This window comes from Paenibacillus terrae (assembly GCF_000943545.1).
Lineage (GTDB): Bacteria > Bacillota > Bacilli > Paenibacillales > Paenibacillaceae > Paenibacillus > Paenibacillus terrae_A.
This window is the reverse complement of the sequence record NZ_JTHP01000004.1, coordinates 82979-106131: the sequence shown is the minus strand read 5'-3', so window position 1 is coordinate 106131 and position 23153 is coordinate 82979. Positions and strand designations below refer to the sequence as shown.

Here is a 23153-nt window from a genome sequence, read left to right as displayed (position 1 = left end):
GGGAGGTGAAAAAATAAATGACACTTATTTCTCAAAGTGTATCTCTCAGCAGTTCCAGTCAGACGGCTGGTAGCACAGCTAGTACAGCGACAACTTCAACAGCAGGGACGGCAGCAGCAGGAGCCACAGGCGGTGCTTTTAATCAGACGCTTACACAAATGATGACTGGCGGGCAAACGGGTTCTACAAGCACAGATGCTGGGAAATCTCCATTAGTTATGGTGCTGCCGTTGATTGCTGCCGGAGAATCGACAGAAGCTTCAGCAGAACCGCTTGTTGAGACATTGGCTCCATTACTGCAAAATCTTGAAAAGCTGGATGATCAGGTAACAGCTGATCCAGCCTTGTTTGCAGCTCTCCAGTCGTGGGTTCAGCAAGTACAGCAGTTTTTAGGCGGTGGAGCGGAGCAGCAAACAGACGGGGCAGGAACGAATGAGGCGACAGGCTTAACGGCTTTGGCAGCTCATCCGGCTACCATTCGGTTTGCATTACAGGATGCTTTGTCACAGCTTGCAAATGTAGCGAATCAGGCTACGGGAGACCAAAAGTCCCAGATTACACAGCTGTTACAATCGCTTCAAAATACGACGGCTGGTACGGGAGCTATTTCCGATGAGCAGTGGACCGGCGTACTAAAAGCTGTGGAGCTTGCTGATGGCGCAGATTCACAAGCAGTTCAGCCTTCCGCGAATCGGGCGAATGGCACTCAGACATTAACGGCTGTTTCTACAGACAAACAGGTTGTTGCTACTGAGCAGCAGACGAGTCAAGGTGGGACAAGCCAGCAAGGTACAGAAGGACAACGTTCATCAGCTAATATTCATGTTCAAGCCGCTGTTAAAGCCACTCCAACGGATGAAACTGGTGCAGTAGTAGACGTAACCGAGCAGTCTGATCCGGCAGCGACCGACAGTCAAACTTCTGTGATTACGACCGCAGGCCAGCTTTCGGTGCAGACGCAAGGCACAACTCCTTCCGCTCCGGCGCAGCCTGTTGTACATGTACGACAATTTGCTAAGGAAATGACGGAATTTGTAGTGCAAAAGCTTGATATCGTGAAACATTCTGGGTTAACGGAAGCGACTATCATGCTTCGCCCAGATCATTTGGGACAGCTGGAAGTTAAACTGACGATGCAGAATGGGCACTTGGTCGCCCAGTTCATGACTGAGCACAGTGGAGCTAAGGATTTGCTTGAACAGCAAATGTCACAGCTGCGTGCAAGTCTTCAAAGCCAGGGTATTCAGGTAGATAAAGTGGAAGTGACGCAAAATGAATCACTCTCTTCCCACATGTATCAGGATGGCCGTGGATCAGGTGCAAATCAGCAGCAACAATCCGAGCAACGTTCCAAGTCGCGGAGTAGAGAAGAAGCCGAGGATGCTCTAAAGGTAGCTGAAATGGCGGAGGAACTCCGCAATTGGACAGCAGAACAACGCACAGATGATGTAAATCGGACAGGCTCCTTTACAGCACAAGCGTAGCATGGAGGTGAGAACACAATGACGACTGCGGACAATAATGTATCCACCAGTAACGTCTGGCCGAATTACAACGTGAATAACGTCAAAACGGCAAGCGCCAAGGATACCAAAACGATGGGTAAGGATCAATTTTTGAAAATTTTAATTACCCAGCTCCAAAACCAGGACCCAATGCAGCCTCTGGAAGATAAGGAATTTATCGCGCAAATGGCGCAATTTTCTTCCGTGGAGCAGTTGATGAACATTTCTACCCAGTTGAATACGTTGGGACAGTCTTTAGGAATATCCTCCGGTTTGATTGGAAAAGAAGTCAGCTGGATCGAGGCAGGTAAGAAGGATTCAATTACGGGTGAAACGGGCGCAGGTGCGGTGAAAAGTGGAATCGTGGATTCCATCGTTATTCGTGACGGTGTACAGTATGCCAAAATCGGAAAGTCAGAGGTAGCCCTGAAAGATGTGACATCGGTAAGCCAGGCTCAAACAACGGCTTCCTCGGCAGGGACATCGGATACTACAACTTCTTCCTCTACTGGAAGTGGTGAGACACATGAATGACCGGATAACGGTCGGACGTCTTTTTCCCGCCAATGTCCCTCCAGCAGCAATCTCGCAGAACCGGGTAAACACGGTACCGAAGGATGGTAGGCCATTCGGACAGGTGTTGCAGGATCAAGTACTCAAGCTGAGCAATCATGCAGCAAAGCGTTTGGAGCAGCGGGGGATAGAACTGAGAAGTGACCAGATGGCGAAGATTAACTCCGCTGTGGATAAAGCAGCTGCCAAAGGCGCCAAAGAATCATTGATTTTAATGCAGGATATGGCGTTGATCGTAAGTGTACCCAACCGGACAGTAGTTACCGCGATGGATAAGCAATCCATGCAGGATAACGTATTTACGCAAATTGATAGTGCCGTTATTATTTCATAGAAAATTTAGCAAGAAGTGGCTGGCCCGAGCAGGAAAGCCATGAAGAAGCCGCGGATCGACTGATGCGGTTAATCGAGCAAGCATTCAGAGGAGGATTTATACTCAATGTTGAGATCAATGTATTCGGGTGTATCGGGTATGAAGGGCTTTCAAACAAAGCTGGACGTTATCGGTAACAACATTGCAAACGTAAATACAACAGGCTTCAAGTCCAGCCGTGTCATGTTCAAGGATATTTTGAGCCAAACGAGTTCGGGCGCAAGTGCGCCGGACGCAACGACTACTGCGGGGCAAAACGCCAAGCAGGTCGGTTTAGGGGTATCGGTCAGTTCGATTGATACACTTCATCTTCCAGGTAGTGCCATGACTACGAACAATCCGACAGATTTGCGGATTAACGGTGACGGATTTTTTCTGGTCAAAATGAATGATGCACAGGAAGTTCCTTATCTGACTCGCGCGGGTGATTTTCACGTGGATGCAAACCGAAATTTGGTTACCTCAGATGGGTTTTTCGTAGGAGACGCGGGTGGGGATCCGATCACACTTGCTGACAATGTTACATCGTTCTCTATCTCGCAGGACGGTACGATTGTACAACAATTGGATGATGGCACAGTAGACAATGGCACGCAAATTGGTATTGCCAGAGTCACAAACCCGGAAGGGTTGGAGAAAATCGGCGGTAGCTTGTACCGTACCACGGTTAACTCCAATATTGATGCACTTGAGCCTGGAGTAGCCAATTCGGAGGGCCGGGGTGCTATCATTGCGGGCCAGCTGGAAATGTCCAACGTCGATTTGACAGGTGAATTTACCGAAATGATCGTGGCGCAGCGCGGCTTCCAGGCGAACTCGCGCATCATTACGACCTCGGATGAAGTGCTTCAGGAAGTTGTAAACTTGAAACGATAATCGCATCTAAACGCGGGGAAGTAAAGGCTTCCCCGCTCCTATCAGGAGGTTGGTGTTACGATGATCCCGTTAACGCGGCTGAACGGCTCGCCTATGTGGCTTAATGCTCTGCTCATTGAGACTGTGGAGGAAACGCCGGATACATACGTCACTTTAGTGACGGGGAAACGGTTGATTGTATTGGAAAAAGCGGCAGATGTCGTCTCCTTGATCAAGGGTTACAGCCGTGAAATCGGCATACATGCCGCCACGATAAAAGTGCAACAAATGGAGGAAGACGAATGAAAAAGATGCTGCCATGGCTCATTACAATTTTACTCGCGATTACTTTGATTGCAGGTGCGGCCTTTGTACTTATACCAGCGCTTAGTGGGAAGAAGTCGGAAGCCACTCCAAATGCGCAAGCCGCTCAAGCAGAACAGCTTCCCCGACTGTCAGCAGATGAATTAGTGGAAGTGAGTTCTGAAATTACCGGTATCAAAACAAATTTGGCAGACGCTGATTATATTGTCCAAATGAACCTTTCCTTTCAATTAAACGATGCTAAAGCAAAGGAATCTTTTGAAAAAATCAAGGACATCAGTATCAAGCCAATCGTTATTCAATTACTTGCAGACACCAAGCCTGATGAGCTCAGAACAGCTAAAGGCCGGGACCAGTTCAGTGACAAGCTGACGGATCTCATCAACAAGTCGCTCCCTGAAGGTCACCTGGGGAACGCCAAAATTACAGACTTTTTGCTGGCAGCCATTTGATTCCAGGTGAACTTGTCAGAACATGTAAGGGGGTGAATAACATTGGTGGATGTAATGTCGCAAGGGGAAATTGATGCCCTTTTAGCAGCTCTATCGTCCGGTGAAATGGATGCGGAAGAACTTAAAAAGGAAGATACCCAAAAGAAAGTTCGCGCTTATGACTTCAAAAGAGCGCTTCGGTTTTCCAAGGATCATATTCGGAGTTTGACGCGGATACACGAAAATTTTGCGCGGTATCTGACCACTTATTTTTCAGCACAGCTCCGGACGTTTGTCCAAATTAATGTCGTTCAGGTGGAGCAGCTTCCTTATGATGAATTCATTCGCTCCATTCCAAAAATGACCATTTTGAACATTTTTGAAGCTGAGCCGCTGGAAGGACGCATGGTGCTTGAGGTTCACCCGAACGTAGCTTTTGCAATGCTGGACAGGCTTCTCGGAGGAACCGGAGCAGCGCCGTCCAAGGTTAACGCGTTGACAGAAATTGAGACGACAATCATGGAGCGGATTTTTAGCCGTACCTTTGACAGCCTGCAAGAGGCTTGGAAAACGGTATTGGATATTGAACCGCGTTTGGAGGCAATGGAAACCAATCCGCAGTTTATGCAGATTGTTTCACCAAATGAAACGATTGCCCTAATCTCACTTAGTACCAAAATTGGTGATACCACAGGGATGATTAACCTTTGTATCCCGCACGTGGTATTGGAGCCGATTATGGCTAGACTGTCCACGCACCAGTGGTTTACATCCGAAAAGAAATCAAGGGCGCCTGAAGAGATTGACGCCTTGAGATTACGGGTCACGAAAGCGCAACTTCCCATTATTGCCGAGCTAGGTGAATCCCGAATAAATGTGGCCGAGTTTTTGGGCCTTTCGGTGGGGGATGTCATTTCATTGAACAAACCCGTCAAGGAAGGGCTCTCCATCCGGGTGGGCGAAAAATTGAAATTTTTGGGAAGTCCCGGCATGGTAAAAGATCGTGTTGCCGTACAGATTGATGAAATTGTCAGCGAAGGAGTTGAAGAAATTGACGAGTAAAGACTATTTGTCCCAGGAGGAAATTGATGCCCTGCTGAAACAGTCTGAAGCGGGCACGGATTCTACTCCCGCCAACAAGACCGTTGACGATTTTCTGACTCCTCTGGAGCAGGATGCTCTCGGAGAGATCGGTAATATTACGTTCGGCAGCGCAGCGACAGCTCTTTCCACACTGCTCGGTCAAAAGGTTGATATTACAACCCCTAAAGTTTCAATTATTACCCGTTCTGAATTCGAAACAACTTTTCCTAAGCCGCACGTAGCGGTACATGTGAATTATGTAGATGGATTTGAGGGTATTAACTCGCTCGTGATCAAAAAGCGTGATGCGCAGGTCATAGCGGATTTGATGCTTGGCGGTGAAGGAAATCCGGTAGATGAAGAATTGAATGAAATTCATATCAGCGCTGTGCAGGAAGCGATGAACCAGATGATGGGCTCGTCGGCAACCTCAATGTCTACTATGTTTAACCGTTTTGTTAATATTTCTCCACCTGGAATTGATATTTTGGATCCAATGCATGGTGATGGAGTATCCAGCCTGCCAGACGAACAGACGTTGATTACAGTATCCTTCCGTTTGTTGATCGGTGACCTGATTGACTCTACATTGATGCAACTGTTGCCTGTGCATTTCGCTAAAAAGATGGTGAGCATTCTGATGAATGGCGGAGAGGAAGATGAGCAACCGCAAGCCTCCGCACAGCAAGTAGCTGCAACGGCCGCTCCAGAAGTGCCGCAACAAACTGAGATTCCGCAACAGCAACCCGCACTAACGTATCAACAGCCGCCTGTAGCCGCACAGGTGCCTGTACAGACGCCGCAGGATGCAGGTTATGGACAGCAACCGCCTATGTACCCTCAAGACCCTGGATACGGTCAGCAGGGAGCACCAGGTTATGGAATGCCTGGAGGTGCACCACCGCAGGCCCCTTATGGAGCGCCACATCATTATGGTTCGATACCGGGACGAAATGTAAATGTGCAGCCTGTACAATTTTCAAATTTGCAATCCGGTGCATTTGCGCAAGTGGATGAAAACAATTTAAATTTATTGATGGACATTCCCCTTAGAGTCACCGTAGAATTAGGAAGGACCCAAAAGCAAATTAAAGATATTCTAGAGCTCTCACAAGGTTCAATTATTGAACTGGACAAGCTTGCCGGGGAGCCAGTAGACATTCTGGTTAACAACAAACTGATTGCCAAAGGCGAGGTTGTCGTAATCGATGAGAACTTCGGCGTGCGTGTGACGGATATTGTAAGCCAATGGGACCGTATTCAAAAATTACAATAATAGCATAATTTAGGGAGGATTTATTTCAGATGGCAAACCGTATTTTGATCGTGGACGATGCTGCATTTATGAGAATGATGATTCGGGACATCCTGTCCAAAAATGGATATGAAGTAGTAGGAGAGGCCCAGGATGGATCACAGGCTATTGAAAAATTCAAGGAGCTTCGTCCGGACCTGATTACGATGGATATTACGATGCCCGAAATGGACGGCATTGCCGCTCTGAAGGAAATCAAAAAAATTGACGCGAACGCAAAGGTAATTATGTGTTCCGCGATGGGTCAGCAAGCGATGGTTATTGATGCTATCCAAGCAGGCGCAAAAGATTTTATTGTTAAGCCTTTCCAATCGGATCGGGTTATCGAAGCCATCAACAAAACACTGGGTGTGTAAGGCGCATCCGGTATGGATACACAACAGGGTGCCTCTGACGCATTGAGTACATCCAGCAATATAGGCAACATTGCCTGGGTCCTTTTCGTGCTGATCTTTATCATCGTACTGATCGTGTACTTGATACGGTTTTTGAGTAAAAGAAATCAGAGCTGGTTCAGCAACCGCTCCGTTCGCATACTGGGAGGCGTGGGGCTGGGCCCCAACAAATCCCTTCAGCTTGTTGAAGTTGGCAACAGTGTGTACCTCATTGGTGTGGGAGAAGATATCCGGCTTGTTGACAAAGTATCCGATCCTGAAGAAGTGGAGCAAATTTTGGCCGCACTGGAGCAGGAAGCTTCTCTGCAGCGCGGCCCGATTGCCCCGCTATTCGCTAAAATTGCGGATAAGCTTCGCCGGAACACCGCGGCACAGCAGCAGCCTGAAGAGGAAACGTCTTTTCACGAGATGTTCGAATCCAAGCTTCGGCAGATGCCGAATCGTAAGGATAAACTCGAAAAGCTGCGCAATGAGGAGAATACTACAGATCGGTCGGGAGATTCATGAGAAAAAAGATTATACTTGCATGTTTGCTGCTTGTCTTGTTCAGCTTCATTTCGGTGACGGCGGCCTCTGCGGAACCGATTCCGAACATTGATATTCAAGTCGGCAACTCGGATAAAGGACAGCCCGGTGCCACCTCGCTGTCTATTATTTTACTTATTACTGTCATCAGTGTGGCGCCCGCGTTGCTTGTGCTTATGACGAGCTTTACGCGAATTGTGATCGTGCTGGGCTTTGTTCGCACCTCGCTGGGGACTCAGCAGATGCCACCTAACCAGGTGCTTGTCGGGCTGGCTCTGTTTCTTACCTTATTCATTATGGCGCCGACGTTCTCAGCTATGAACGAAACTGCCCTCCAGCCGTATCTCAAGGGGGATTTGACACAGTCTCAGGCGCTGGACAAGGCTGCGGTACCCATCAAGACCTTTATGTTCTCTCATACACGGGAGAAGGATCTACTGCTCTTTATGAAATACACCAAGATGGAAAAACCGAAAGACTACCAGGATATTCCATTAACGGTGATGGTTCCGGCTTATGCCATTAGTGAGTTAAAGACAGCATTTCAGATGGGCTTCATGATCTTTATACCGTTTTTGGTTATTGACATTGTGGTGGCGAGTACGCTCATGGCTATGGGGATGATGATGCTGCCGCCGGTGATGATTTCGCTTCCTTTTAAGATACTGCTGTTTGTGCTCGTAGATGGTTGGTATCTGGTCGTCAAATCATTGCTTCTGAGCTTTAACACATGAATATTTCCCACAGGGACAGCAATCAAGGAGGACGGCAATGACTTCGGAGTTTATTATTTCCCTTGCCGGACAAGCGGTGTACACAGTGCTTAAAGTTAGCGCTCCTATGCTGATTTTGGGACTGGTCGTCGGTTTGATTATCAGTATTTTTCAGGCGACAACCCAAATTCAAGAGCAGACTTTGGCATTTGTTCCGAAGATTGTCGCCGTATTACTGGCATTGCTCTTGTTCGGACCTTGGATATTGACGACATTAGTGGATTTTACGTTTAACATTCTGGACAATTTGTACAAATATATAGGTTAGGCTGAAGTTATGGACATGTTGTTACAGAGTTTTCCTGTTTTTTTGCTGATTTTTTGTCGGATTACCTCGTTTTTTGTAGTAGCGCCTATTTTTTCGACCCGAGGAGTACCTAATATCTTTAAGGTTGGTATATCGGGATTTCTCGCATTGATCGTGTATCTCACTTATGGTACGCATCAGCAAGTACCGACGGATGCAGCGTATGTGCTGTTGGTGGGTCGCGAGGTGTTGATTGGGTTGTTGCTGGGTTTTACCGCTTATTTATTCATGACAGCGATCCAAACCGCAGGTTCCTTTATTGACCTTCAGGTGGGTTTCGGGATGGCCAGTGTGTTTGACCCGATGACAGGAGCTTCGTCGCCTTTAACGGGAAATTTCAAGTTTGCGATAGCCGTGTTGCTCTTCTTAAGCTTAAACGGGCATCATCACCTGATAAACGCTATATTATACAGCTATGATTGGGTGCCGCTGACGAATGATTTTTTTGTAAAGCTGTATGGAGGCAGTGTGACGGAATTTCTGATCCGTTCCTTTGCTGAATCTTTTATGCTGGCTTTTCAAATTGCTGCTCCTATAGTAGTAGCTACTTTTTTAACGGATGTGGGACTCGGATTTTTGGCTAAAACGGCTCCCCAGTTTAACATTTTTGTTATTGGTGTGCCGCTCAAAATTATTGTGGGACTGTTCATGTTATTGCTTCTTATGCCGAGTTTTGCTTTTATCTTTGAAAAATTGTTTACTGTGATGTTCGAATCCATGCGCAACTTGTTGGATATTATGGGCAACCGTCCTTAATGTCTGGTTTGGGGGAACGTAGTTTGTCATTTAAATATGCTATGAACCTGCAGTTGTTCTCAGGGGAAAAAACGGAAAAAGCCACACCCAAAAAGAAACAGGATGCCAGGCAAAAAGGGCAGGTTGCCAAAAGTATGGAATTGCCCGCGGCGGGTGTCTTGCTGGTAACGTTTTTCTGCCTTATGATTTTCGGCGGGTATTTCAAGGATCATGCGGTTCGCTTGTTTCGGGATATTTTTGTAAATCGGTTATCGATGGAAGTAACGCCGAACACTACAATGCTGATGATGGGTGAGTATGGCGTGCAAATCATGATTATGCTGGCTCCTATTTTTATTGGGGCCATTGTCATCGGGATAGTGGCAAATTACATGCAGATCGGTTTCTTGTTAACCGGAGAGGGGATTACGCCCAAATTTAGCAAGATTGACCCGATTAAAGGATTTAAAAATATTTTTTCCATGCGGTCACTGGTCGAATTCCTCAAATCTGTTTTAAAAATGACCGTGATCGGTTATCTGGTGTACAGCGTGCTGTGGAAAACAAAAGCAGACTTACCCAAGCTGGCCGAAATGTCCGGTGACCAGATGTTGAGCTTTACGGCTTCATTAACAATGGAGCTGGGACTTAAAATTGGTGTGGTGCTGTTCGTTTTAGCAGTATTGGATTATATGTATCAACGCTATGAGCATGAGAAAAATCTAAAAATGTCCAAACAGGATATCAAGGATGAATACAAGAAAATGGAAGGTGACCCGCTGATCAAAGGGAAAATTCGTGAACGACAGCGCCGAATGGCTATGCAGCGCATGATGCAGGAAGTTCCCAATGCAGATGTCATCATTACCAACCCTACGCACTTTGCTGTGGCTTTGAAATATGACGGTTCGGAGATGGATGCGCCGCAGATTATTGCGAAAGGGCAAGATTACGTAGCGCTCCGAATTAAGGAAATTGCCAAGCAAAACGGCGTTATAACGATGGAAAACAAGCCGCTGGCACGGGCGCTGTTTCAAAGAGCCGAAATCGGGGATGCCATTCCAGCTGATCTGTTCCAGGCTGTTGCCGAAGTGCTGGCGTATGTATATAAATTAAAAGGTAAAGTGAAATAAAGGGATCGGAGGCCAAGAGACCCGTGAAAATAAAAGAAATAACCGTCCTTGCAGGCGTCATCGGCATCGTTCTTATGATGATTCTACCGATCCCTTCATGGTTGCTCGACATTTTGCTCGTGATCAACATATCGATTGCTTTGATGATTCTACTTGTGTCCATGAACACGAAGGAAGCTTTACAGTTCTCTATTTTTCCTTCATTGCTGCTCATCACAACCTTATTTCGTCTGGCGCTTAATATTTCTACGACCAAGCTCATTTTAGGTGAGGGACATGCCGGGGAAGTCGTGGCTACGTTTGGTAGTTGGATTGCAGGTGGACAAATTGCGGTCGGTTTTGTTGTCTTCCTGATTCTTGTGGTTGTGCAGTTTATCGTGATCACTAAGGGCTCCGAGCGGGTTGCTGAGGTAGGTGCACGGTTTACGCTGGACGCGATGCCGGGTAAACAAATGAGTATTGATGCCGACCTGAATGCAGGTCTGATCAACGAACAGCAAGCCCGTGAACGGCGCAGTAAAATCGAACGAGAAGCGGATTTTTACGGAGCAATGGATGGTGCCAGCAAATTTGTTAAAGGTGACGCCATTGCCAGTATTATCATTTTGATTATCAACCTGGTCGGCGGTTTTATTATCGGTATGGCTGTTCAGGGTAAAGGGTTTCAGGAGGCGCTGTCGACTTACTCCGTTCTGACCATTGGTGATGGACTGGTTAGCCAGATCCCCGCGTTGCTCATATCCACAGCGTCAGGTCTGATCGTTACACGAGCTACATCTGATGGAAACTTGGCGGATGATTTGACGGAGCAGCTCTTTTCATATCCAAAGCTAATTTACATCGTGGCTGCCACGATTGCTTTGTTGGGCTTGTTTACTCCTATTCATATCATTACGACCCTTCCACTGGCTGTTCTTCTGTTTTTTGCGGCCCGAAGAATGCAGGGCAATATGGAACGTAAGCAGATTGCTGATGAACAGATGGAAGAAGAGCAACAGATTGAAGAGGTGCGCAGTCCGGAAAGTGTCATTAATTTGCTTCAGGTCGATCCGATCGAATTCGAGTTTGGATACGGGCTGATTCCGCTGGCTGATACGCAGCAGGGCGGGGATTTGCTAGACCGGATTATTATGATCCGTCGTCAATGTGCGCTGGAACTAGGCTTGGTTGTGCCGGTCATTCGTATACGGGACAATATCCAGCTCAAGCCGAACGAGTATGTAATCAAGATTAAAGGCAATACGGTAGGCGGCGGGGAATTGCTGTTAAACCATTATCTGGCAATGAGCCCGGGATACGACGACGATTCCATTACAGGCATCGAAACGACAGAACCAGCCTTCGGATTGCCTGCGCTCTGGATTGATGAGAATACCAAGGATGTTGCGGAGCTGTCCGGTTACACGGTTGTGGACCCTCCTTCGGTTGTAGCTACTCATTTGACGGAAACGATCAAGAAACATGCCCACGAGTTGCTTGGCAGACAGGAAACGCGGTCGCTGGTCGACAATCTCAAGGAAAATTATCCGGTGCTTGTGGACGATCTTATTCCTTCCGTGTTGGCGATTGGAGATGTACAAAAAGTGCTGGCCAAGCTGTTAAAAGAAAAAATCTCCATCCGCGATATGGTGACCATTTTCGAAACGCTGGCTGATTACGGCACTTATACAAAAGATCCGGACGTGCTGACTGAATATGTTCGCCAGGCGTTATCTCGCCAGATTACACAACAGTTCGCCCAGCAGGGAGAGACGCTACGTGTCATTACCGTGGGACCAGGGCTGGAGAAGAAAATTGCCGAAAGCGTGCAACAGTCGGAGCAGGGCAGCTATCTGGCACTTGATCCGGTATCAACGCAGACGGTGTATCAAAGGATGATGGAGCAAATCAATCGTCTCATTCAATCCGGGCAGCAGCCTATCGTATTAACATCACCAACGATTCGTATGTATTTGCGGCAAGTGATGGAACGTACGATGCAGGATGTCCCGGTACTGTCGTACAGTGAGCTGGAGCCGAACGTTGAAATTCAAAGTGTCGGGGTGGTGAACTTATGAGAGTGAAACGATATGTAGTGGATACAATGCCGGAGGCCATGATGCAAATCAGAGGTGACTTCGGAACGGATGCCGTCATTTTGAGCACCAAGGAAATGAAGATCGGCGGATTCATGGGTATGTTCGGAAAAAAGAAAATCGAAGTCGTCGCTGCGGTAGAGGAGCAGCTTCAAAAACCACGACGGCTTCAACCGTCACAGCAGCAGTCGGTTGAGGCTTTTCCACCCATAAATGCTCCTGAGCAGCAGGAAGTACCATCGTCACCAGTGGTTCCTAGACAAGCCGCTCCTGAAGCCTATCGACGGGTAACGCAGATGACGAACAGTTCCAAAGAGGGGCTGGCTGATTTGCTGGCTGGCTCCGAACAAGCTGTCTCAAGCTTAGAGCGTTCTTCATACGGGGCTGGTTATAGTGTGGAAACAGAAAATGAAGTTTTTAACAACAAAGCAGCGGTTCCGAAAAAGGAAACATCCAACGGATTGTTTAAGCTAACTCCGGAGGCAAGCGTTCCAGACAAGATAGGGGCAGAGGAAAATCAAGCCCTGCTTAATGAATTACGGGAAATGAAAGCTATGATGACTCGAATTTCCCGCAATTCTGTGATGGAAAATACTTGGCCGGAACCGTTACAAAAGATTTGTGAGCGTATGCTGGAGCAGGAAGTGGAACGCGATTTGCTGGAGCATTGGCTTGAACGGGTATATGAGCGCCGAAGTGAGCATCCGTCTGATCCTGAATCTTTTGATTGGGAACATGCTCTTCGTGCAGAAGTGGCCGGATTTATTCGGGAAAGGCTGGACAAGGGCATCTCAAAAGATACCAAAATTGTGTATGTGGCAGGTCCAACCGGAGTGGGAAAAACGACGACCATTGCCAAGCTAGCAGCAGAACAGCTGTTTAAGCATCACCGCAAAGTCGGATTTATTACCTCTGACACGTACCGTATCTCGGCTGTCGAACAGCTGCGTACATACGCTACGATTTTGAATGTGCCGCTTGAAGTCGTGCAATCTCCCGGAGATGTTCACAGAGCTATTCAACGTCTGGAGCATTGTGACTTGATCCTGATGGATACTGCAGGACGAAATTACCGTAATGAGCTGCTCGTTTCGGAATTGCAAAGTCTGCTTTCACCTATTAAGGAAAGTGAGACGTATCTGGTGCTTAGCCTAACGTCCAAAAGCAAGGATATGCTCAACATAACCGGACATTTCAGTAAGTTTGGCCTTGGTAAGGTTGTATTTACCAAAATGGATGAGACAGGTAGTTGTGGTGGTATGTTTAATCTGTTGCACCAGTTTCCTATGCAACTGGCCTATATTACGAACGGTCAAAATGTACCTGACGATCTACTGCATCCAGATACAGAAATGGTGACAAACCTGCTGTTCGGAACCACAGAATCGTCAGGAGATACTGAGGATTCTGTATGAGTGACCAAGCCCAATCTCTTAGACAAATGGCTTCAGCCCTAGATAAGTATCGACTGCCTGCACGTAATCGTCATGCGAAAATAGTGACAGTCACTAGTGGTAAGGGTGGTGTGGGCAAATCTAATTTCACCCTTAATTTTGCTTTGGCCTTGCAATCGCTTGGCCGAAAGGTACTCGTATTTGATGCAGATATCGGTATGGCCAATATTGATGTGTTGATGGGTGCCAATTCAAGATACAATCTTCTTCACCTGTTAAAACGTGAAAAATCAATGGCCGAAATTGTTCAAACGGGCGTAGGAGGCTTGCCTTATATTGCTGGAGGATCTGGCTTGAGCGAGCTGTTTACGTTATCCGATGACGATTTGAACTATTTTGCCGATGAGGTGGAGAAAATTGCCGCAGATATGGATTATGTTTTGTTTGACACCGGTGCGGGGTTATCTAAAGAAAACCTTAAATTTATCACATCCGCTGACGAATGTATGGTCGTAACTACGCCAGAGCCGACGTCTTTAACGGATGCCTATGCGCTGATCAAAGTCGTCAGTGGATTGCAAAAGGATACAGTATTCAAAATTATAGTCAATCGTGCCGATAACGATAATGAGGCCCGTCAAGTTGCCGATAAGATAGCGCTGGTTGCGCGACGCTTTTTGGAGATCGACATTCCGTTGCTGGGACATATCAGTGATGACATTCATGTCATGCAGGCAGTCAAAAGGCAGGTGCCTTTTTCAATTGCTTATCCGGGATGTACGGCATCCAGAGATGTGTTGAATCTGGCGCATCGTTTTGCAGCGATGCCACAGGCTCCACATTCAGGTGCTTTAAGCGGAATCAAAGGGTTTATGCAAAAATGGTTGCGGCGTTCGGCGCAATGATTTTGATGAAAGGAAACAGAGGTGTTTAACATGTGTGCTTACCGGGTGCTGGTTGTGGATGATTCGGCCTTTATGCGCAAAATTGTTTCAGATTTAATTGTAAGGGATGATTCGTTCGACATCGCAGGTACAGCCGCCAACGGCAAAGAGGCAGTAGAGAAAGTGAAGGAGCTACAGCCTGACCTGGTCACAATGGATGTCGAGATGCCTGAAATGAATGGCCTTGAAGCGCTCCCTCTGATTATGGCGGCCCATCCGCTTCCGGTCATTATGCTCTCTGGTATTAATGAACAAGGTATGAAGGAGACCATTATGGCCCTGGAAGCAGGAGCTTTCGATTTTATACGGAAGCCCTCCGTCTCTCATGCTCAGGATATCCAGCAGGTGGGCAAGGCGCTATTGGAGCAGATGCACACCGCTATGCAAGCAGTCCGCAGCCGATTGGAGCGCAAGGAAGCTAACGAACGAAAAGCGGCGCTGGAACAAGCGAAAAAAACGCCGCTGGAGCAGACTCCAGAAGGACAAGCTGTGGCTGACAAGGGAGCGGAAGGTAAGGCTCTTATTGCACCGATTGCTTCTGCAACTGCTGCACCGGTTCCGCCGAAGCGGGATACTGGCAAGTCTGTTCCGGCAGCCAAGCCGGAACAGAAACGGCCACAGACGGGCAGCTCTGTGCCTGACAGCCGTTTAAGTAAGCCGGTCGCCCAGCCACGGAAGACGGCGCAAGCGCCTGCTACGCAGAAGAAGGAGGAGCCATCTAAGGCAACTGAACGTACGCCAGGGCAACTGAATATTTCCGATACGACTGCAGCCAAATCGCTGCACGCCACGGATAAGGGAGGGCTAATCAAGCCGGAGCCTCGAAAAACGGTGTCTACGCCGGTTCCTTCGGCTCCAGTTGCTTCTATGGCTGCTACGCCCCCAGTGACGGCACCAATAGTTCCAGCAGCGCCTAAGGGGTTCTCTCTTAAAAAAGGAGGAGTATATTCGCCCAACTTTCGCAAGCTGGTGGCGGTCGGATGTTCTACGGGGGGGCCGCGTGCGCTCAAGACGTTGCTGGAACACATTCCCGGGGATTTTCCCGCTCCGATTGTCATCGTGCAGCATATGCCGCCAAACTTTACCCGTTCGCTGGCACAGCGTCTGAATACGTTGAGTCCGCTCCGGGTGGTTGAAGCTGAGCAGGGGATGACGTTGGAGACCGGAACAGCTTATATTGCTCCGGGAGGATATCAATTGAGAATTGTGCCGGGAGCCAGTGGTAAATACACCGTATCACTGAAGACGGAAGAAGCTCGTAACGGTCACCGTCCTTCTGTTGACACGATGTTCGAATCGTTACTCCCGTTAACCTCTCTGGAACGGCATCTGGTGTTGCTGACTGGCATGGGAAGCGACGGGGCTAAGATGATGAAAAAGCTTTATGATGCAGGGGTACAATCCACATTTGCTGAAAATGAGGAAACTTGCGTAGTGTACGGAATGCCCCGCTCGGCTGTAGAGTTAAAATGTGTGCGCCACCTTCTGCCGATGCAGGAGATCGCCCCCAAGCTTGTACAAGTTGTGAAATAATCGGAGTGTAACTCATGGAGGAGGTGTCTCACAATGGACATGAACCAATATTTAAACATGTTTATTGATGAGTCGAATGATCATCTGCAATCTCTTAACGAAAAAATGCTTCAACTGGAAAGTTGTCCTACCGATCTGAGCATCGTTCAGGTGATTTTCCGGTCTGCCCATACCCTCAAAGGAATGGCTGCTACAATGGGTTTTGAAGACCTGGCATCGCTCACTCACCAAATGGAAAACGTTCTTGATCTGGTACGTAACAACAAGCTTGCGATGCAGGAATTTATATTCGATACCTTTTTTAAAGGGTTGGATGCGTTGGAGTCCATGGTACAGAACATTACAGAGGGTGGCGATGGAAAAGCGGATGTATCCTCTATTGTAGCTTCACTGCAATCCATCGTGCGCGGCGATTTCCAAAAATCTGGCACAGATGCTGTTACTGAGGCGGTTACGCCGAAAAAAGCGGCAGATAGCGAAAGCGCGGGTCTTGTGCTGGATCAATTCCAGTATTCTGTACTGGAGCAATCTATTTCTGAAGGGCATCGGGTTCATTATATACAGGTAACGATTAGCTCAGAAAGCCAGTTGAAGGCTGCACGTGCCTTTATGGTATTTAATACGCTGGAGAACTCCGGTGAAATCGTAAAAGCTTATCCGTCTGTACAGGATATTGAGCAGGAGAAATTCGAACAAAATTTCTCGTTATATTACATAACGCAGAAAGAGGTAGGAGAGCTGGAGAAGGAAATCGCTGGTATTTCCGAAATCGAATCCGTCTCCGTTGTACAGTTGGATCAGGAATCGCTTAAGCAAATGAGCGAAGTCAAGGCTGGGCTGGCAGAGACTGCTGCGGTGCAGGAAGCCCTGGTAGCTGTACAACAACAGTCCGCTGCATCCCAGCCGCAGTCTCCAACTGCGGCCTCCGGTGCGAAGCCAGCTGATGGTAAAGCTCAAGTAGCCAAGCCTGCAGCACCTACGCACAACCGTACGATTCGTGTAGACATTGAACGTTTGGATGTATTGATGAATTTGTTCAGTGAATTGCTTATTGACCGTGTACGATTGGAGCAGCTGGCGAGTGAGGCTTCTAATCCGGCGCTGACTGAAACGGTAGAACATATGAGCCGCGTAAGCAGTGACCTGCAAAATGTTGTGCTTAAATTGCGGATGGTACCCGTGGACACGGTTTTCAATCGTTTCCCGCGTATGGTGCGCGACCTGGCCAAATCGCTGGATAAAAAGCTGGATTTGGTCATTACTGGCGCGGACACTGAAATGGACCGTACCGTAATCGACGAAATCGGTGATCCGCTAGTGCATTTACTGCGCAACTCTGTGGATCACGGCATTGAGCCAGTAGCGACCCGTATTGCGGCAGGCAAACCGGAGACAGGAACAGTTCATTTACGTGCTTTCCACAGTGGCAATAACGTGTTCATCGAGATTGAAGACGATGGAAGCGGCATTAATCGTGAGAAGGTACTGAAAAGTGCCATTTCCAAAGGGATTATGACTGAGGAACAAGCAGCTGCAATGAGCGATGAAGAGGCCCATCAGGTACTTTTCGCTCCGGGATTCAGTACAGCTGAGGTCATTTCGGACGTTTCAGGACGCGGCGTTGGACTCGATGTAGTTAAATCTAAAATCACTTCCCTTGGTGGTAATGTTACGATTCATTCCGTTCTGGGTAAAGGTACCAATTTTTCTGTGCAGTTGCCACTGACACTATCCATTATTGCGGCCATGATGATACAGATCGGTTCCGAAAAATATGCGATTCCGTTGTCTTCTATTGTGGAGACTGCGATCGTCAAACGGACACAAATCCGTTCTGTACACGGCAACAAAATGATCGCTTTCCGCGAATCCCATATTCCGCTTATCTCCTTGAGTCAGCTGTTTGAAGTACCAGACTTCAATGAGGATGAAGAAGAAGAGACAGAGGTTGTTGTTATCCGCAAGGGTGACCGTCTGGCAGCTCTTTCTGTTCAGGACTTTTTGGGACAAAGTGAAATTGTCCTTAAAAACCTGGGCAAGTACCTTCCGAACATCCAAGGAATTTCAGGGGCCACGATTCTGGGTGACGGTCAGGTTGCTTTGATCATTGACCCTAATGTTTTCATTAAATAATGTCTTCATTAAAAATGAAAGAAATGTGAAATTGCTGACATCCATAAGGAGGGTTTTTAGACATGGGAGAAGAAATTAAAGTTATCGTATTTAAACTTGGTGAAGAGGAATACGGTGTCGAAGTAGAAAAAGTCCAATCCATTGAGCGCATGGTGCCGATTACACGTGTTCCAAGAACATACGATTTTGTCAAAGGCGTATTCAATATGAGAGGCGTGGTCATTCCCGTTATTGATCTGCGTGGTCGTTTTGGATTGTCTGAGGCGGAGTATACCGATCAAACCCGAATTATCATCGTTGCAGTGGGTGAGATGCAAGTCGGCTTTATCGTTGATTCGGCGAACGACGTAATCGACCTGAATACCGACAACATTGAGACACCACCAGAAGTCGTTGGCGGAGTCAAGGCTAAATATTTGCGTGGAGTCGCTAAAATCGGTGAAGAGCGCTTGCTCATCATGCTGAATTTGTCTGAGGTGCTGAATCGGAGTGAAATGAACCAACTGGAAGGCTTAGAGGATTAATTTATGGAAAATCTTGAAAATCTCGAAGATTTCAAGTTGGATGTTTTGAAGGAAGTCGGTAACATTGGTTCGGGGAACGCCGCTACAGCGCTCTCCCGACTTCTGAATAAACCGGTTGATATGGGCGTACCTAAAGTACAGATGCTGCCTTTTGAGGAAATTGCCGAAAAGGTCGGCGGGAATGAGCAACTTGTCGTTGCTATATTTTTCAGAGTCGAGGGCGAAGCTCCAGGTAATCTCTTTTTCATATTGCAACCCCATGCGGCAAAAAGTCTGCTTTCCCGGCTTGCGAATATTCCCTCGGATGATGAGGACAGCTTTAACGAAATGGAGCATTCGGCTCTGTCTGAAATCGGGAATATTTTAGCGGGTTCATACTTGTCCTCGTTGGCCGATTTCACCCGGTTGTCCATGTATCCGACGGTTCCCGCACTAGCTTTGGATATGGCCGGGGCCATTCTCAGCTACGGATTGTTGCAGTTTGGTCAGATGGGGGATGCAGCCCTGTTGATTGACACAACGTTTCTGGAGGGGCAGAATCAGATTGAGGGTCAATTTTTCCTGATTCCGGATCCGGAATCGTTTGGTAAAATATTCAGGTCGTTAGGAGTCCCGATGAACGATGATTGAGGATAAAAGCATCATCAAAGTGGGCATGGCAGACTTGAACGTAACCAGCAATCCAAACTCGATTCGCACGACAGGACTTGGTTCCTGCGTCGGATTGACCCTCTACGATCCTCATTTAAAACTGGCTGGTATGGCACATGTAATGCTACCGTCCTCAGACATTGCGCGTGAAGGGCAGCTTAACATCGCCAAATATGCCGATACCGCGTTGCCGGAGCTATTTGAGCGGATGCTGAAATTGGGAGCCGAACGCCGCCGATTGGTCGCCAAAATGGCAGGGGGAGCGCAAATGTTCGCCTTTGCCGGCAGCGGGGACACCATGCGAATTGGTCCGCGCAATGTGGAGTCATGCAAGGAAATGCTCGTAGATCTCGGTATTCCTCTGCTTGCGGAGGATACAGGTGGTAGTTATGGCCGAACGATTGAGCTGGACTGTGAAACTGGCGTTTTGAATATTCGAAGCGTACAAAAAGGTGTAAAGGAATTATAATCATGTTATTTGGCAGCTTACGCATTAATCTTTGGTCTGGAGTAGTCGGATTTATTCTGACTTTTGTGTTGTCCACTGGCAGCAATCTGCTGACCACGAGCTTAATTCGTGGCTTGGTCGCTTTCGTTTTTTGGTTCCTGCTTGCATTTGTGCTGCGCTGGACACTGGGTGTCGTAGCGCGGCCAGATCTGGGTAATGCCCAAAACCGGGCAAGCTCTCAGGTGGATGGCGTAGGGGGGAATCTGGACCTGACGACACCAGACGAAGATGAAAACCTGAATGAATTGTTGAAGCCGAAACCAGAGCAGACGGACGGGAAAAACACCGGTTTTGCGCCTTTAAACCCGCCTAAGCTGGTTTCAAACAAGGACCCTGAAGAATTGGCCAAGGCCGTTCGTCACCTGACAGACAAACAAGGAGGGTGAAGCCGATGAACGAGCGAAAAGCCGCTCATTTAAACCATTCCGAACTGTGGGAGCAATGGAAAGAACACGGTGACAAGGAAGCAAAAAAGCAGCTAATTGAAAAGTACCTCCATATTGTGGAATATGTATCGGGACGCCTTGCAGTAGGTTTGCCTAAAAATGTATCTAAGGATGACCTGGCCAGTAACGGTGTCATGGGCTTGATTGATGCTCTTGAAAAGTTTGACTATGAACGTGGTTTGCAGTTTGAGACTTATGCTTCCTGGCGCGTTCGAGGAGCGATTTTGGATGGTCTTCGCCAAGGAGATTGGGTTCCACGTTCGGTCAGGGAAAAAGCGAAAAAAATTGAGGATGCCTACCAGCATCTGGAGCAGAGATACTTACGCACGGTAAGTGACGAAGAGATGAGTCATTATTTGGACGTCTCCGAAAAAGAGTTTCAAAATATGATCCAGGAGGTCGCTGTTATGTCGATCGTTTCACTGGAGGATCCGATCCGCGAAGAAGAATCGGAGACACGACTTTCCCTTTTAGTGGATGAAAAGGCGAAAAATCCGGATCACAAGGTCAATGAATTTACACTTCGTGATGCCCTTGCACAAGGCATTGACAAATTGACTGAAAAAGAACGTATCGTTGTTTCTTTATTGTATTACGAGGATTTGTCTCTCAGTGAAATTGCTGAGGTCATGTCGCTTTCCCCTTCGCGTATTTCACAACTACATTCCAAAGCCATATTGCGGCTGAGGGCGACACTGGACAAACAGCGGGATCTGCTAATGCGTAAAGATTAAACGTACGGGAGGTTACAGTAACAGTTAGACGGAAGGAGCACCCCTGTGGAGAAGCAATATGCTTTGGACCAGTATTTAAAAGTGGTCGTCTCACCCGATAAACTTAGCGCTTATTTGGAGTTTGCCAAACGTGAAGAAGGCTTTTCCTGTTCTGTGGAAGAATTGGAGCGTTTCCTGAGTAACCAAAAAATAAGTCATGGTTTGATTACTGATGAGATTCATACGTTTGTGGCAAGATCGGAAGATTATTTCTTCACCAAATTGCTGATTGCTGAGGGAACACCGCCGATTCATGGTACGGATGGAAAAATTAATTTGGCTGAAGTTGTGACTGGTGAAGATGCACGTAAGCCGCTCGAAACCTTGGACGGACGAGTGGACTATAAAGAATTAACCCGTTTAAAAAATGTAAGGCGTGGACAACTGATTGCCGAGCGGATTGATCCATTGCCGGGTGTACCTGGTATTGCCGTCACGGGAGAGGAAATTCCTTATCTTCCAGGCAAAGAGGCACGTTTTAAAGTAGGGAAAAACGTAGTTGTTCATCCAGAAGGCGTTGCAATGTACGCAGCTATCGACGGACTGGTGACTACGACTGAAAAGGGTAAGCTCAATGTGTTTCCCGTATATGAAGTGAACGGGGATGTGGATTATAGCATCGGCAACATTGATTTTGTTGGAACCGTCGTCATTCGTGGTAATGTCCTGACAGGTTTTCGTATTCGGGCGGCTGGCGACATTCGTGTCATCGGCGGTGTGGAAGGTGCTGAATTGAATGCGGAAGGCTCAGTCGACATCAGTGGTGGTATTATCGGATACCATAAGGGGTATGTGAAAGCTGCACAAAATGTGAAATGCTCTTTTATACAGGATGGTAACGTGATTGCGGGGGGCGATATACTTGTATCCCAAAGCATCATGCATTCCCAGATCAAAGCCAGTAAGAATGTACTTTGCGGAGGGGCTAAAGGACTCATCGTAGGTGGTAGTGTACAAGCTGGTGAAAAGGTAGTGGCACGTACGATCGGTAATACGATGTCCACAGCCACCATAATCGAAGTAGGTGTACTGCCAGAGCTGCGCGATGAATTGACTGAACTCCGGGCACGTTTGAAGCAACAGACAGACAGCCAGGATAAGACCAATAAGGCCCTCACCATATTGGACCAGCTTGCTGCTGCCGGACAGCTTGCCCCTGAAAGAATGGCGATGCGAATCAAGCTGACATCTACTAAAAAATCAAATGACAACGAGCTCTTGGAAACCAAATCAAGAATGCTTGAGATCGAACGAACCTTGGAAGATACTAGCCGCGCACGGGTAGAAGTCAAAAACGTTATTTACGGCGGCTCTAAAATAGTTATCGGCAGATATACAAAATTTATTAAAGATTCGGTGGAAAGAATGGCGTTTTATTATCATGAGGGTGATATCAGTATGTCCTCCTCCGTGTAATCTGGCACAGGGATAACGAGTTTCCTTATTCCTCGGAAAACAGATACGGATGCCCAATCGGAAAGGGTGTGGTCCAATGAGCCTGAAAGCTGTTGAATTACAAATCGCCGTACCTCGTACCAGTGAAGCGGGTAAGTATCAAAGCGAATACCAGCAACGTCCGATGAATGAGCAAGCGTTGTTAGGGCAAAAGACCGAGCAGGAGACGGAAAAGATCCGCCAGCGAAGCAGTGCGGTGGATGAATCTGCGGAAACATTCGTCGGTGAGAGGGAAAATGGAGGGCAGGGCAGTGATACTTCCGGCCAGAGCCGATCTCGGTCCGGTGAGAATATACTGCCAAAGGAGCATCCTGCAGAGCATCCATACAAGGGACACCATATAGATTTTTCGCTCTGATCCGACAGGTGGAGAAGCGTTGTAAAAGGAGA

At 47.6% G+C, this 23153-nt stretch carries 26 protein-coding genes; all 26 read left to right on the top strand.

Annotated features, from left to right (window positions below):
• Positions 1–17 precede the first annotated feature (17 nt).
• On the top strand, positions 18–1484 hold the full coding sequence (locus QD47_RS03840) for a flagellar hook-length control protein FliK (protein ID WP_044644867.1): 1467 nt from the start codon (positions 18–20) through the stop codon (positions 1482–1484).
• 18 nt (positions 1485–1502) lie between these two features.
• On the top strand, positions 1503–2039 hold the full coding sequence (locus QD47_RS03835; RefSeq protein ID WP_044644866.1) for a flagellar hook capping FlgD N-terminal domain-containing protein: 537 nt from the start codon (positions 1503–1505) through the stop codon (positions 2037–2039).
• Positions 2032–2412, top strand: coding sequence for a TIGR02530 family flagellar biosynthesis protein (locus tag QD47_RS03830; RefSeq protein WP_044644865.1), 381 nt, complete (start codon positions 2032–2034; stop codon positions 2410–2412). The genes QD47_RS03835 and QD47_RS03830 overlap by 8 nt, the downstream gene beginning before the upstream one ends.
• A 105-nt stretch (positions 2413–2517) precedes the next feature.
• A complete protein-coding gene (gene flgG, locus QD47_RS03825; protein ID WP_044644864.1) occupies positions 2518–3327 on the top strand; it encodes a flagellar basal body rod protein FlgG in 810 nt (269 codons plus the stop codon).
• A 60-nt stretch (positions 3328–3387) separates the two neighbouring features.
• Positions 3388–3612, top strand: coding sequence for a flagellar FlbD family protein (locus tag QD47_RS03820; protein WP_014281086.1), 225 nt, complete (start codon positions 3388–3390; stop codon positions 3610–3612).
• On the top strand, positions 3609–4082 hold the full coding sequence (locus QD47_RS03815; protein ID WP_014281087.1) for a flagellar basal body-associated FliL family protein: 474 nt from the start codon (positions 3609–3611) through the stop codon (positions 4080–4082). The genes QD47_RS03820 and QD47_RS03815 overlap by 4 nt, the downstream gene beginning before the upstream one ends.
• Before the next feature lie 42 nt (positions 4083–4124).
• A complete protein-coding gene (gene fliM / locus QD47_RS03810) occupies positions 4125–5123 on the top strand; it encodes a flagellar motor switch protein FliM (RefSeq protein ID WP_044644863.1) in 999 nt (332 codons plus the stop codon).
• Positions 5113–6420 (top strand): flagellar motor switch phosphatase FliY, encoded by a 1308-nt coding sequence (gene fliY / locus QD47_RS03805; RefSeq protein WP_044644862.1) that lies wholly within the window; start codon positions 5113–5115, stop codon positions 6418–6420. Before fliM ends, fliY begins: the two co-directional genes overlap by 11 nt.
• Positions 6421–6449: 29 nt before the next feature.
• Positions 6450–6815, top strand: coding sequence for a response regulator (locus tag QD47_RS03800; RefSeq protein WP_014281090.1), 366 nt, complete (start codon positions 6450–6452; stop codon positions 6813–6815).
• Between the two features lie 12 nt (positions 6816–6827).
• The gene (locus QD47_RS03795) at positions 6828–7361 is read left to right on the top strand and encodes a flagellar biosynthetic protein FliO (protein ID WP_044644861.1); all 534 of its coding nucleotides are present in this window, start codon (positions 6828–6830) and stop codon (positions 7359–7361) included.
• The gene (gene fliP, locus QD47_RS03790; protein ID WP_014281092.1) at positions 7358–8113 is read left to right on the top strand and encodes a flagellar type III secretion system pore protein FliP; all 756 of its coding nucleotides are present in this window, start codon (positions 7358–7360) and stop codon (positions 8111–8113) included. Before QD47_RS03795 ends, fliP begins: the two co-directional genes overlap by 4 nt.
• Positions 8114–8150: 37 nt before the next feature.
• Positions 8151–8420, top strand: a complete 270-nt coding sequence (gene fliQ / locus QD47_RS03785; protein ID WP_014281093.1) for a flagellar biosynthesis protein FliQ — start codon at positions 8151–8153, stop codon at positions 8418–8420.
• 9 nt (positions 8421–8429) lie between these two features.
• A complete protein-coding gene (gene fliR / locus QD47_RS03780) occupies positions 8430–9215 on the top strand; it encodes a flagellar biosynthetic protein FliR (protein ID WP_044644860.1) in 786 nt (261 codons plus the stop codon).
• Positions 9215–10327 carry a flagellar biosynthesis protein FlhB gene (gene flhB / locus QD47_RS03775; protein WP_044644859.1) on the top strand — a complete coding sequence of 371 codons (1113 nt, stop codon included), beginning with the start codon at positions 9215–9217 and terminating at the stop codon, positions 10325–10327. The genes fliR and flhB overlap by 1 nt, the downstream gene beginning before the upstream one ends.
• 23 nt (positions 10328–10350) lie before the next feature.
• Positions 10351–12384 (top strand): flagellar biosynthesis protein FlhA, encoded by a 2034-nt coding sequence (gene flhA, locus QD47_RS03770; RefSeq protein ID WP_044644858.1) that lies wholly within the window; start codon positions 10351–10353, stop codon positions 12382–12384.
• Entirely contained in the window at positions 12381–13817 is a 1437-nt protein-coding gene (gene flhF, locus QD47_RS03765; RefSeq protein WP_044644857.1) for a flagellar biosynthesis protein FlhF, read from the top strand. Before flhA ends, flhF begins: the two co-directional genes overlap by 4 nt.
• Complete coding sequence (locus QD47_RS03760; RefSeq protein ID WP_044644856.1) at positions 13814–14701, top strand: MinD/ParA family protein; 888 nt, start codon at positions 13814–13816, stop codon at positions 14699–14701. The genes flhF and QD47_RS03760 overlap by 4 nt, the downstream gene beginning before the upstream one ends.
• A 30-nt stretch (positions 14702–14731) precedes the next feature.
• A complete protein-coding gene (locus tag QD47_RS03755) occupies positions 14732–16273 on the top strand; it encodes a chemotaxis protein CheB (RefSeq protein WP_044644855.1) in 1542 nt (513 codons plus the stop codon).
• Between the two features lie 33 nt (positions 16274–16306).
• Positions 16307–18406 carry a chemotaxis protein CheA gene (locus QD47_RS03750; protein WP_044644854.1) on the top strand — a complete coding sequence of 700 codons (2100 nt, stop codon included), beginning with the start codon at positions 16307–16309 and terminating at the stop codon, positions 18404–18406.
• A gap of 62 nt (positions 18407–18468) precedes the next feature.
• Positions 18469–18930, top strand: a complete 462-nt coding sequence (locus QD47_RS03745; protein ID WP_014281101.1) for a chemotaxis protein CheW — start codon at positions 18469–18471, stop codon at positions 18928–18930.
• A gap of 3 nt (positions 18931–18933) precedes the next feature.
• On the top strand, positions 18934–19560 hold the full coding sequence (locus tag QD47_RS03740; protein WP_044644853.1) for a chemotaxis protein CheC: 627 nt from the start codon (positions 18934–18936) through the stop codon (positions 19558–19560).
• Positions 19553–20050 carry a chemotaxis protein CheD gene (locus QD47_RS03735; protein WP_025684946.1) on the top strand — a complete coding sequence of 166 codons (498 nt, stop codon included), beginning with the start codon at positions 19553–19555 and terminating at the stop codon, positions 20048–20050. The genes QD47_RS03740 and QD47_RS03735 overlap by 8 nt, the downstream gene beginning before the upstream one ends.
• Positions 20051–20052: 2 nt before the next feature.
• Positions 20053–20475, top strand: a complete 423-nt coding sequence (locus tag QD47_RS03730; protein WP_044644852.1) for a hypothetical protein — start codon at positions 20053–20055, stop codon at positions 20473–20475.
• A gap of 5 nt (positions 20476–20480) precedes the next feature.
• Entirely contained in the window at positions 20481–21269 is a 789-nt protein-coding gene (locus QD47_RS03725) for a FliA/WhiG family RNA polymerase sigma factor (protein ID WP_013309911.1), read from the top strand.
• 45 nt (positions 21270–21314) lie between these two features.
• On the top strand, positions 21315–22724 hold the full coding sequence (locus QD47_RS03720; protein WP_044644851.1) for a DUF342 domain-containing protein: 1410 nt from the start codon (positions 21315–21317) through the stop codon (positions 22722–22724).
• Positions 22725–22800: 76 nt separating this feature from the next.
• Entirely contained in the window at positions 22801–23121 is a 321-nt protein-coding gene (locus QD47_RS03715; RefSeq protein WP_044644850.1) for a hypothetical protein, read from the top strand.
• Positions 23122–23153 lie beyond the last annotated feature (32 nt).

Coding starts and splice junctions, on each gene's coding strand:
- QD47_RS03755 (WP_044644855.1), top strand. CDS start 14,732: ATGTGTGCTTACCGGGTGCTGGTTGTGGATGATTCGGCCTTTATGCGC.
- QD47_RS03835 (WP_044644866.1), top strand. CDS start 1,503: ATGACGACTGCGGACAATAATGTATCCACCAGTAACGTCTGGCCGAAT.
- QD47_RS03715 (WP_044644850.1), top strand. CDS start 22,801: ATGAGCCTGAAAGCTGTTGAATTACAAATCGCCGTACCTCGTACCAGT.
- QD47_RS03840 (WP_044644867.1), top strand. CDS start 18: ATGACACTTATTTCTCAAAGTGTATCTCTCAGCAGTTCCAGTCAGACG.
- QD47_RS03760 (WP_044644856.1), top strand. CDS start 13,814: ATGAGTGACCAAGCCCAATCTCTTAGACAAATGGCTTCAGCCCTAGAT.
- flhF (WP_044644857.1), top strand. CDS start 12,381: ATGAGAGTGAAACGATATGTAGTGGATACAATGCCGGAGGCCATGATG.
- fliR (WP_044644860.1), top strand. CDS start 8,430: ATGGACATGTTGTTACAGAGTTTTCCTGTTTTTTTGCTGATTTTTTGT.
- QD47_RS03725 (WP_013309911.1), top strand. CDS start 20,481: ATGAACGAGCGAAAAGCCGCTCATTTAAACCATTCCGAACTGTGGGAG.
- QD47_RS03800 (WP_014281090.1), top strand. CDS start 6,450: ATGGCAAACCGTATTTTGATCGTGGACGATGCTGCATTTATGAGAATG.
- QD47_RS03745 (WP_014281101.1), top strand. CDS start 18,469: ATGGGAGAAGAAATTAAAGTTATCGTATTTAAACTTGGTGAAGAGGAA.
- flhB (WP_044644859.1), top strand. CDS start 9,215: ATGTCTGGTTTGGGGGAACGTAGTTTGTCATTTAAATATGCTATGAAC.
- QD47_RS03815 (WP_014281087.1), top strand. CDS start 3,609: ATGAAAAAGATGCTGCCATGGCTCATTACAATTTTACTCGCGATTACT.
- fliQ (WP_014281093.1), top strand. CDS start 8,151: ATGACTTCGGAGTTTATTATTTCCCTTGCCGGACAAGCGGTGTACACA.
- QD47_RS03830 (WP_044644865.1), top strand. CDS start 2,032: ATGAATGACCGGATAACGGTCGGACGTCTTTTTCCCGCCAATGTCCCT.
- QD47_RS03735 (WP_025684946.1), top strand. CDS start 19,553: ATGATTGAGGATAAAAGCATCATCAAAGTGGGCATGGCAGACTTGAAC.
- QD47_RS03740 (WP_044644853.1), top strand. CDS start 18,934: ATGGAAAATCTTGAAAATCTCGAAGATTTCAAGTTGGATGTTTTGAAG.
- flgG (WP_044644864.1), top strand. CDS start 2,518: ATGTTGAGATCAATGTATTCGGGTGTATCGGGTATGAAGGGCTTTCAA.
- fliP (WP_014281092.1), top strand. CDS start 7,358: ATGAGAAAAAAGATTATACTTGCATGTTTGCTGCTTGTCTTGTTCAGC.
- QD47_RS03730 (WP_044644852.1), top strand. CDS start 20,053: ATGTTATTTGGCAGCTTACGCATTAATCTTTGGTCTGGAGTAGTCGGA.
- QD47_RS03795 (WP_044644861.1), top strand. CDS start 6,828: ATGGATACACAACAGGGTGCCTCTGACGCATTGAGTACATCCAGCAAT.
- QD47_RS03750 (WP_044644854.1), top strand. CDS start 16,307: ATGGACATGAACCAATATTTAAACATGTTTATTGATGAGTCGAATGAT.
- QD47_RS03820 (WP_014281086.1), top strand. CDS start 3,388: ATGATCCCGTTAACGCGGCTGAACGGCTCGCCTATGTGGCTTAATGCT.